The organism is Streptomyces sp. NPDC001002 (assembly GCF_053599215.1).
The window spans coordinates 17625-27899 of the sequence record NZ_JBSFLV010000119.1; the positions used below are offsets into that span (position 1 = coordinate 17625).

At 72.0% G+C, this 10275-nt stretch carries 9 protein-coding genes; 8 read left to right on the plus strand and 1 reads right to left on the minus strand.

Annotated elements, in window-relative coordinates; genetic code table 11:
* Positions 1-31: 31 nt before the first annotated feature.
* The gene (locus ACWDR3_RS36475; protein ID WP_450356865.1) at positions 32-1492 is read right to left on the minus strand and encodes a DHA2 family efflux MFS transporter permease subunit; all 1461 of its coding nucleotides are present in this window, start codon (positions 1490-1492) and stop codon (positions 32-34) included.
* 87 nt (positions 1493-1579) lie between these two features.
* On the opposite strand from ACWDR3_RS36475, the gene ACWDR3_RS36480 reads away from it, so the two are divergent.
* The 8 genes from ACWDR3_RS36480 to ACWDR3_RS36515 all read left to right on the plus strand — a co-directional run.
* A complete protein-coding gene (locus ACWDR3_RS36480; protein ID WP_450356857.1) occupies positions 1580-2011 on the plus strand; it encodes a MarR family winged helix-turn-helix transcriptional regulator in 432 nt (143 codons plus the stop codon).
* A gap of 91 nt (positions 2012-2102) precedes the next feature.
* Positions 2103-3860, plus strand: a complete 1758-nt coding sequence (locus ACWDR3_RS36485) for an ABC transporter ATP-binding protein (protein WP_450356858.1) — start codon at positions 2103-2105, stop codon at positions 3858-3860.
* Positions 3857-5683: an ABC transporter ATP-binding protein gene (locus tag ACWDR3_RS36490; RefSeq protein WP_450356859.1), complete on the plus strand. Its 1827-nt coding sequence runs from the start codon at positions 3857-3859 to the stop codon at positions 5681-5683. The genes ACWDR3_RS36485 and ACWDR3_RS36490 overlap by 4 nt, the downstream gene beginning before the upstream one ends.
* A 45-nt stretch (positions 5684-5728) precedes the next feature.
* Positions 5729-6796 (plus strand): iron-siderophore ABC transporter substrate-binding protein, encoded by a 1068-nt coding sequence (locus tag ACWDR3_RS36495; RefSeq protein WP_450356860.1) that lies wholly within the window; start codon positions 5729-5731, stop codon positions 6794-6796.
* 125 nt (positions 6797-6921) lie between these two features.
* The gene (locus ACWDR3_RS36500; RefSeq protein ID WP_450356866.1) at positions 6922-7917 is read left to right on the plus strand and encodes a FecCD family ABC transporter permease; all 996 of its coding nucleotides are present in this window, start codon (positions 6922-6924) and stop codon (positions 7915-7917) included.
* Positions 7918-7921: 4 nt separating this feature from the next.
* Complete coding sequence (locus ACWDR3_RS36505) at positions 7922-9040, plus strand: FecCD family ABC transporter permease (protein WP_450356861.1); 1119 nt, start codon at positions 7922-7924, stop codon at positions 9038-9040.
* A gap of 4 nt (positions 9041-9044) precedes the next feature.
* Positions 9045-9968 (plus strand): ABC transporter ATP-binding protein, encoded by a 924-nt coding sequence (locus tag ACWDR3_RS36510; RefSeq protein WP_450356862.1) that lies wholly within the window; start codon positions 9045-9047, stop codon positions 9966-9968.
* A 30-nt stretch (positions 9969-9998) separates the two neighbouring features.
* On the plus strand, positions 9999-10275 hold a 277-nt coding region (locus ACWDR3_RS36515; RefSeq protein ID WP_450356863.1), incomplete at its 3' end, for a SidA/IucD/PvdA family monooxygenase.

Below are 10275 nucleotides of genomic sequence, written 5' to 3' on the forward strand. Positions count from 1 at the left end.
CCGGCTCACGGCCTCCCGCCACCGTCAGCCGTCAGTGCACGCTTTCCTTCCGGCTCCGCGAACGAGCAGGTGACCGGCGCAAGGTCTTCGTACCGCCGCCCGCCGCGGTTCGGGCCGCGGCGTCCGGGAGCGTGAAGGCGAAGGCCGCCGTCACCGCCGCGATCACCGCCAGCACCAGATAGGCGTGTTGATAGGCGGTGACGGGCGGGTTCGCGACCGCTGCCGCGGGTGTGCTCAGGACCAGGGCCGTGGTCACCACCGCCGGCGCGAGGGCGCCCCCGGTCTGGCGGACGACGGTGTTGAGCATGGAGGCCTGGGCCAGGTCCTTCCGGTCGATGGTCGCGAGCGAGGCCACCGTCGTCGGCATGAAGACCCCGCCCATCGCGATGCCGAGCAGGAACATGTAGAGGCGGAAGGTCCACAGGCCGGTGTGCTCGTCGCAGGTGGCGAAGAGCAGCAGCACCCCGCTGACGCCGGCCAGACCGCAGCCCACGATGATCCGGGGGCCGACCCGGGCGTACAGAACACCCGCCACCTGCACGGTCAGCAGGACGCCGAAGGCCTCGGGGAAGGTGCTGGTGCCGGACTCCACCGCGCTGCGGCCCTGCGCCTGTTGGAGGAAGAGCGGGCCGAGGTACATGGCGCCGAGGATCGGCACCAGGCCCACGAGGTTGATCAGGTTGGTGTCACGGAAGAGCCGGTCCGCGAAGAGACGCAGTTTCAGGAGCGGTTCGGACGTACGCAGTTCGAAGGCGACGGCGGCGGCGAGCAGGGCCGCGCCCAGGACGAGGCCCGTCAGTACGGAGGCGGAGGACCAGCCGCGGTTGGGGCCCTCGCAGATCCCGAACATCAGGGAGCCGAGGGCCGCGGCGCTCAGCAGCAGGCCGGTCAGGTCGAACCGGCCCGGCCGGTGGCCCTGGTGCCGGGCCAGGAACAGCGCCCCGAACAGCACGGCGGGCACACCGAAGGGCAGGTTGACGTAGAAGACCCACCGCCAGGAGAGGTGGTCGACCAGCAGGCCGCCGAGGATCGGGGCGGCGGCCGGGGCGATCTGCTGCGGGACGATCATGTAGCGGGATATCCGCACCTGTTCGCCGGAGTCGAAGGTGGCGAAGAGCAGGGCGGCCGAGGCCGGGAAGAGGACGCCGGCGGACAGGCCCTGGGCCGCGCGGTACGCGACGAGTTGGCTCAGGCCGACGGCCGCGCCGCACAGCAACGACGAGCCGAGGAAGGCGACCAGCGCGGTCAGCAGCACATTCTTTGCGCCGAACCGCTCGACCAGCCAGGCCGAGGCGGGGATGGCCATGGCCAGGCAGACCGGGTAGACGACGACCACCCCGTCCAGCGCGGCCGTCGTCAAATGGAACTGACGGGCGATCGAGGGCAGCGCCACCGTGGTGATCGCTCCGTCGACAATGGCGATGAAGGTCACGCTGACGCACATGATCGGTACGACCAGGCGTTGGCTCAGGTGGAAGGAGGGGCGGGGCAGACGGGGGTGTCGGTACAGCAGCACATGCTGAGCATACTCACTATGTGCATGCTCATAGAATCGGTTATTCGGCGAACGGGGAGCGACATGGCAGTGCACGGCAGTAGCGACGTCCTGGTGGACGAGTTGTACGAAACGACCCACCAGCTGCGCCAGTTCGTGGAGGCCCGGCTGCGGACCGGCGGCGCCTCGGTCGCCCGGCTGCGTGCCCTGCGGATGCTCGCCCGGACCGAACAGCCGTTGCGCATGCGGGACTTGAGCGAGATGACCGGCGTCGCCGCGCGCACCACCACCGCCATCGTCGACAGCCTGGAGCGGGACGGCCTGGTGGAGCGCGTACGCCACCCGCAGGACCGTCGGGCGTTCCTGCTGCGCCTCACCGACAAGGGAGAGGAGTGTCACCGGGAGGCGGAGGAGGTGGACCGGATCGCCCTCGGGGAAGCGATGTCCGCGCTCGGCCCGGAGGATCGCGACCAGTTGAGGACCCTGCTCGCACGCATCCGCAGCGCCACGTCCTGACCGCGCCGCCTCTGACGATCACCGCCACTGACCCGGCCAGCTTCACTTAGGGTAGCTTTGCCTAAGTTGGCTGGTTCCGGAGGGTGGCCTGGTGGGGGGAGCGGTTTTGTCGGGGCGGGATGTGCTGCGGCGGTCGATCGGGGGGCAGCGGCGCCGGTTGGGTCTCGCCTGTGGGCTCGGGGCGTTCCATCAGGTGGGCGAGGCGCTCGTGCCGGTTCTCATCGGCGTCGTCGTGGACCAGGCCGTGGCCCGGCAGGACGGCGGTCTGCTCGCGCTCTGGCTCGGCGTCCTCGCCGTCGTGTACGTGGTGTTGTCGTGGAGCTTCCGGCTCGGCGCCGGTATCGGCGAACGGGTCGCCCAGGAGACCGCACACGAGCTGCGGATCGCGTTGTTGCGCCGGGTGCTCGATCCACGGGGCGGTGCGGAGACCGATCGGCTCCCCGGTGAGCTCGCCAATGTGGCCACGGAGGACGCCAAGCGCGTCGGCGCGGTGAGCATGGCGGTGATGAGCGGGGTCTGGGCGACTGTCGGCATCACCGTGAGCGCGGTCGCACTGCTGGTGATGTCGGTGCCGCTCGGGCTGATCGTCCTGCTCGGGGCGCCCGCTCTGCTGTGGTGCGGGCATCTGCTGAGCAAGCCGCTGGAACGGCGCAGCGAGACGGAGCAGGAGAAGGCCGCGCATGCCTCCGGGGTGGCCGCCGATCTGGTCGCCGGGCTGCGGGTGTTGAAGGGGATCGGCGCGCAGGAGGCGGCCGTCGCGCGGTATCGCCGTACCAGTCGCGCCTCCCTTGTCGCCACGCTGCGGGCCGCGCGCGCGGAGTCCTGGCAGACCGGTCTCGTCCTCGCTCTCACCGGCGGCTTCATCGCGTTGATCGCGCTCGTGGGCGGACGCCTCGCGCTCGACGGCTCGTTGACGCTCGGCCAACTCGTCTCCGCCGTGGGGCTCGCGCTGTTCCTGCTCGGTCCGCTGCAGGTGTTCGCCTGGGTCAACACCGAACTCGCCCAGGGCCGGGCCTCCGCGGCCCGGATCGCCGCGGTGTTCACCGCCGAGCCGGCGGTCGTCGGCGGGGACGCGCCGCTGCCGAGCCCGCTGCGCGGCGCCCTGCGCCTGCGGGGCGTACGGCTCGACGGCCTCGACGGCCTCGATCTCGACCTGCCCGCCGGGCAGTTGACCGGAATCGCGGTGACCGACCCGGCCGACGCCCGGGCGCTGCTGCGCTGTCTGGGACGGGAGGCCGACCCCGAGGCCGGGCGGGTGGAGCTCGACGGTGTGGCGCTGAGCGGCCTCGCCCCGGAGGAACTTCGCCGTGCCGTACTGGTCGCCGCCCATGACGCGGCCCTGTTCGAGGGCACGCTCGGGGCCAACATCGCCCTCTCGGCGACGACTTCGGGCATCGCCCCGGCGACAGATGCGGACTCCGCCTCGACGACTTCTCCCGACCCGGCCCTGGACGCCGAGACGCTGCGGGCGATGGCCGCCTCCCGCGCCGACGAGGTCGCCCGGTCGCTTCCCTACGGCGAGGCCACCGACATCGGTGAGGGCGGGCGGTCCCTCTCGGGCGGCCAGCGTCAACGCGTGCTGCTCGCGCGGGCGTTGCGGGCCGGGCGGCCCACGCTCGTGGTGCACGACCCGACCACCGCCGTCGACGCGGTCACCGAGGCACGGATCGCCGAGGGCATCCGGGACTTCCGGCAGGGTCGCACCACGGTGCTGGTGACCAACAGTCCGACGCTGCTGGCCGTGACCGACGGGGTGATCCTCCTCGACCGCGGCCGGGTCGGCGCGCAGGGCACGCACGCGGAGCTCGTGCGGAGCGACGACATCTACCGGACAGCGGTGCTGACATGACCTCCGACGCGACCACCATCGACGCGCCGAAGGCGAGCGGCGACCACTCCCCCGGCAGCGACCGCGCGCTGCTCCCCACCGCCACGCCCACCCGTACCAGGGCGGCCGTACGCGAACTGGTGCGCCCCCACCGGGTGTTGGCCGTGGCCGCGTTCGGACTCATGGCGCTGGCCACCGCCGTCGGACTGCTCACCCAGCCCCTGCTGGGCCGCGTCGTCGACGTGGTCACACAGCATCGCGCCGCCGACGCCCTCACGTTCCCGGCCGTCGCGTTGGCCGCCGTCGCGGTGGTGCAGGGCGCGACAACGGCGCTCGGCATGTCGCTGGTGTCCCGGCTCGGCGAGACGGTGCTCGCCCGGCTGCGCGAGCGGTTCGTGGAACGCGCGCTGTCGCTGCCTCTGGAGCGGGTGGAACGGGCGGGGTCCGGCGACCTCAACGCCCGGGTCACCCGGGACGTGTCCCGGGTCGCCGAGGCGGTGCGCAACGCCCTGCCGGAGCTGGCCCGTTCGGTCCTCTCGATCGCGCTGACACTGGTGGCGCTCGCCGTGCTGGACTGGCGGTTCCTGCTGGCCGCGCTGCTGGCGGTGCCCGTGCAGGCGTACACGGCCCGCTGGTACGTGCGCCACGCCGTCCCGCTGTACGCGCGTGAGCGGATCGCCACCGGCGCTCAGCAGCAGCAACTCCTCGACACCATCGGAGGTTCGGCGACCGTGCGGGCCTACGGGACGCAGGCCGAGCACACCCGCCGGGTCACCGAACGGTCGCGGGACACCGTCGAGTTGACGATGCGAGGCGTGGGGCTGGTGCTGCGCTTCTACGGCCGGCTGCACATCGCCGAGTACATCGGCCTGGCCGCCGTGCTGGCGACGGGCTTCGTGCTCGTGCGCGCGGACTCCGTGTCCCTCGGCACCGCCACAGCGGCGGCACTCTATTTCCACAGCCTGTTCGGCCCGGTCAACACGGCGCTGGTGCTGCTGGACGACGCCCAGTCGGCGACCGCCGGTCTCGCGCGCCTGGTCGGTGTGGTCGACGAGCCCTCGACGCCGATCCCGCCCCCGCGGGTGCCCGGCCCGCGGCAGGCCGCCGCCGTCACGCTGGACGGCGTCTCGCACGCGTACGTCCCCGGCCGCCCCGTGCTGCACGAGGTCGACCTGACCGTCCGACCCGGTGAGCGGGTCGCCCTCGTCGGCGCGTCGGGGGCGGGCAAGACGACCCTGGCCAAGCTGGTGGCCGGTCTGCACCGGCCCACGGCGGGCCGGGTCGACGTCGGCGGCACCGAACCCGACGAGGCCGGCCGCTCGGTCGCCCTGGTCACCCAGGAGGTGCACGTCTTCGCCGGACCGCTCGCGGAGGACCTGCGGCTGGCCCGACCCGACGCCGGCGACGACGAACTGCGCGAGGCGCTGGCGACGGTCGGCGCCCTCGACTGGGTCGACGCCCTGCCCGAGCGGCTGGCCACGGTCGTTGGAGACGGCGGCCACCGGCTGACCGCCGACCGGGCTCAGCAACTCGCCCTGGCGCGGCTGCTGTTGGCGGATCCACCGGTGGCCGTGCTCGACGAGGCCACGGCCGAGGCGGGCAGTTCGGGCGCGCGGCACCTGGAACAGGCCGCGCTGCGCGTCCTCGACGGGCGGACCGCGCTCGTCGTGGCCCATCGCCTGAGTCAGGCCGCCTCCGCCGACCGCGTGGTCGTCCTGCGGGAGGGGCGGGTCGTGGAGGACGGCACGCACGACGAACTCCTCGCCGCAGAAGGGCCGTACGCGGCCCTGTGGCGTGCCTGGTCCGACCACCGCTCCCACGGGAGCCCCGCGACCGGCCACTGACACCCCAGCGCACGTCCTCCTCATACCGAACAGAAGGATCAATCGATGGCCCGCCCGAGAACCGCCGTCCGGCTGACCGGACTGCTCACCTCAGTCATCCTGCTCATCGCCGGCGCGGTCGCCTGCGGCTCCGGCGACTCGGATTCCGCCGGTTCCGCCGACGCGGCCGGTTCCGGCGCGTCGGCGGGTGCGTACCCGGTCACCCTCCAGCACAAGTACGGCAGTACGACGATCGAGTCCGAGCCGAAGCGGATCGTCACCGTGGGTCTCACCGACCAGGACACGGTGCTCGCCCTGGGCAAAGTGCCGGTCGGGACCACGCAGTGGCTCGGTGACTACAAGGGGGCCGTCGGCCCCTGGGCGCAGAACAAGCTCGGCGGTTCGACGGCGCCCACGCTGCTCACGGACGACGGCACCGGTCCGCAGGTGGAGAAGATCGCCGCGCTCAAGCCGGACCTCGTCCTCGCCCTGTACTCGGCCTTGACGAAGGACCAGTACGAGAGCCTGTCGAAGTTCGCCCCGGTGGTGGCGCAGCCCAAGGAGTTCAACGACTACGGCATCCCCTGGCAGCAGCAGACCGAGGAGATCGGCAAGGCGCTCGGCAAGGCCGACGAGGCCAGGACGCTGGTGACGGGGGTCGAGGACAAGTTCGCCGCCGCCAAGAAGGCCAACCCCGGCTTCGCGGGAGCGACCGCGGTCATGGCGACGCCGTACGAGGGCACCTTCGTCTACGGCAGCCAGGACCCGCGTTCCCGGCTGCTGTCCGACCTCGGTTTCTCGCTGCCGAAGGACCTGGACAAGCTGATCGGGGACCGGTTCGGCGCGAACATCAGCAGCGAGCGCATGGACCTGCTCGATCAGGACGTGGCCGTGTGGATCGTGCCGGATCTGACGACCGCGGTCACCAAGCTGCACGGCAACAAGGTGTACGGCGATCTGAACGTCGTGAAGCAGGGGCGCGAGGTGTTCGTCAAGGAGACCAGCGACTACGGCAACGCGGTGTCCCTGTCCACGGTGTTGAGCATTCCGTACGTGCTGGACCGGCTCGTGCCGCAGTTGGCGGCGGCGGTGGACGGGAAGCCCGCGACTAAGGTCGGGCAGCCGGCGTCCTGAACAAGGCAGCTGCCCTCAACTGGGCGGCGGACAACGGGCGATGACGTGGAGACGGTTCGGTGACCCCAGGAACGAAGTCAGGGCATAAGGCAGCGACGAGGGCGGGGAAGAAGGCACGCACCGCGGTGCTGGTGGGCTCCCTCGTGGCCCTGGTGGCCGCTCTGTCGCTGCTGTCCCTGGCGCTGGGCGCGCTGAGCATTCCGCCGGGCGACGTCGTGCGGGCCGTGCTCGGGCACCCGCCCAGCAGGCTCGTCGACAACGTGATCTGGTCGGTCCGCATCCCGCGCACCCTGCTCGCGTTGACGACCGGAGCGGCCCTGGGGATGTCGGGGGCGCTGATGCAGGCCCTGACCCGCAACCCGCTCGCGGATCCCGGCATCCTCGGCGTCAGCGCCGGAGCGTCCTTCGCGATCGTCGTGTCCGTGGCCGTTTTCGGGGTCACGTCGCTGTACGGATACGTGTGGTTCGCGTTCGGCGGGGCGCTCGCGGCGAGCGTAGTGGTCTATCTGCTGGGGCAGTTGGGCCGCTCCGGGGCCACTCCGGTCAAGCTGGCGCTGGCCGGTGTCGCCGTCACGTCCCTGCTGTCGTCGTTCACCAGCGCGGTGGTGCTGACCGACCCGGACGCGCTCAACCGCTACCGGTTCTGGTCGGCGGGTTCGCTCGCCGACCTGGACGCCGGAGACCTCCAACGCATCCTGCCGTTCCTCGCCGTCGGCGCCGTACTGGCCATGGCCTGCGCGCCCGCCCTCAACAGCCTCGCCCTGGGCGACGACGTGGCCGCCTCGCTGGGCCGCCGGCTCGGGCTCGTACGGCTGCAGGGCGTCACGGCGGTCATGCTGCTCACCGGTGCGTCGGTCGCCGTGATCGGCCCGGTGGTCTTCCTCGGTCTGGTGGTCCCGCACATCGCGCGGGTGCTCGCCCAGTACGCCGGGATCGGCCCCGATCAGCGCTGGCTGCTGCCCGTCTCCGCGGCGCTCGCGCCCGTTCTGCTGCTCACCGCCGACATCATCGGGCGGATGGCCGCGCGTCCCACCGAGATCCAGGCCGGCGTGCTCGTCGCCTTCATCGGCGGCCCCTTCTTCATCGCCCTGGTACGCCGCCGGAAGCTCGCGGAGGTCTGAGCCCGTGTCCGCATCGCCTCCGTCGGCACCATCTCCTGCCGTCGCACCATCCCCCGCCGCCGCGCCGGCCCCCGTCCCGCGCGGCGGCGCCCGGCCGTTCCGGCTCAGCACTCCGCCGATCTCCGGTGTGCTGCGTCCCCGGCTGCTGTTGACCGGCATGCTCCTGGCCGTGGGCGCCTTCCTGCTGTTCTGCTGGGGACTCACCCTCGGCGACTATCCCGTGTCCTTCCCTGACGTACTGCGCGCGCTCACCGGCTCGGGCGACCCCGGCACGCTGACGGTCGTCCAGGATCTGCGTCTGCCGCGGGCCCTGACCGGGCTGCTGGTCGGGATCGCGTTCGGCGTCTCCGGCGCGGTGTTCCAGACGATGACCCGCAATCCGCTGGCCGGCCCGGACATGATCGGGCTCACCGAGGGAGCCGGTACGGCCGTCGTGGCCGGGCTGGTCCTCGGCTGGACCGGCGGACTCGGGCTGCAGACGCTCGGTCTGCTCGGCGCCCTCGCCACCGCGATCGTCGTGTACGCGCTGGCGTGGAAGGGCGGCGCCACCGGCTACCGGATCATCCTGGTCGGCATCGGCGTGTCCTGGATCTGCACCAGCGCCACCGACTTCCTGGTGGCACGCGGCAGTCAGTTCCAGGCGCAGGAGGCCGTCGGCTGGCTGGTGGGCAACCTCAACGGCCGCACCTGGGACCAGGTCACCACGCTCGCCCTCGCGATGGCCGTGCTGCTGCCGATCACCCTCGGCATGGGGCGCTGGATGCGCACCCTGCAACTCGGCGACGACGTGGCAGCGGGCCTCGGCACCCCGGTCCAGAAGGTCCGGCTCACCTTGATGCTGGCCGGAGTCGGGCTCGTCGCCTTCGGCACGGCTGCGGCCGGACCGGTCGCCTTCGTGGCGCTGGCCGCACCCCAGATCGCGCTGCGCCTCGCGGGCACCGCCTCGCCGCCGCCCCTGGTCTCCGGTCTCACCGGCGCGTTCGCCGTCCTGGGCGCCGATCTCCTCGCCCGCGAGGCGGTCCCCGGGACCGAACTGCCGGTCGGAATCGTCACCGGCGCGCTCGGCGCGCCCGTCCTGCTCTGGTTGCTCATCCGCGTCAACCGCGCGGGCTCAGGAGGCTGATCGCATGGCGTCCACCGACTCCCGCACCACGGTGCCCGGCCAGGGTGTCGCCTCCGCCGACGGCAGTGCCGCACCCGGTCCCGAGCTGCGGGCCCGGGACCTGCATCTGGCGTACGACGGCCGGACCGTCGTCGAGGATCTGGAGCTGACGGTACCGACCGGGCGCGTGACGGCGATCGTCGGCGCCAACGCCTGTGGCAAGTCGACCCTGTTGCGCGCCCTCGCGCGCCTCCTCGCGCCCCACAAGGGCGTGGTGGAGCTCGACGGTGCCGCGCTGCGCTCGATACCGACCCGCGAACTGGCCCGGAAGGTGGGCATCCTGCCCCAGACTCCGGTGGCGCCCGAGGGTCTGACCGTCGGTGACCTGGTCGGCCGCGGGCGTGCGCCGCACCAGACGTGGTGGCGCCAGTGGTCCGAGGCGGACCAGCGGGCGGTGCACGGGGCGCTCGCGGCGACCGGTCTGACCGACCTCGCGGACCGGCCGGTCGACGAACTCTCCGGCGGCCAGCGGCAACGGGCGTGGATCGCGATGGCCGTGGCCCAGGGCACGCCGGTGCTGCTCCTCGACGAGCCGACCACCTATCTGGACCTGGCCCACCAGGTCGACGTACTCGATCTCGTCACGGACCTCAACCGGCGTGAGGGCCGGACCGTGGTGATGGTGCTGCACGACCTCAACCAGGCGTGCCGCTACGCCGATCACGTCATCGCCATGAAGGCGGGCCGGATCGTCGCGGAGGGCGCTCCGGCGCAGGTGGTGACCGAGGAGATCGTCGAGCACGTCTTCGCGCTGCGCTGCCGGGTCATCACGGATCCGGTCAGCGGAACTCCCCTGGTCATCCCCCTGGGCCGGCACCACGACGACGCTCCGGAGCCGGTGGAACCCGCCGTGGACCCGGTGACTCCACCGGACTCCGTTGCCAGGTAAGGCTAACCTTACTTAGCATGTGGCTGCCTGATGGGAGGCGATGCCACGGTGAAATCACCGCTCGACGATTCCGACGTCGTCCACGATGTGCTGGGAATCGGCTTCGGACCGTCAAATCTCGCTCTCGCCATAGCGATCGAGGAACACAACGCCGGCCACCCGGAGGATGCGCCCCTCAACGCCCTGTTTCTGGAACGCCAGTCCGGCTTCGGCTGGCACCGGGGGATGCTGATCGACGACGCGACCATGCAGGTGTCGTTCCTCAAGGACCTTGTGACACTGCGCAATCCGACCAGCGACTACAGCT

What these genes read in the sequence shown, in the direction of transcription:
- ACWDR3_RS36480 (WP_450356857.1), top strand. Translation starts at nt 1,580, where the DNA reads ATGGCAGTGCACGGCAGTAGCGACGTCCTGGTGGACGAGTTGTACGAA.
- ACWDR3_RS36490 (WP_450356859.1), top strand. Translation starts at nt 3,857, where the DNA reads ATGACCTCCGACGCGACCACCATCGACGCGCCGAAGGCGAGCGGCGAC.
- ACWDR3_RS36495 (WP_450356860.1), top strand. Translation starts at nt 5,729, where the DNA reads ATGGCCCGCCCGAGAACCGCCGTCCGGCTGACCGGACTGCTCACCTCA.
- ACWDR3_RS36510 (WP_450356862.1), top strand. Translation starts at nt 9,045, where the DNA reads ATGGCGTCCACCGACTCCCGCACCACGGTGCCCGGCCAGGGTGTCGCC.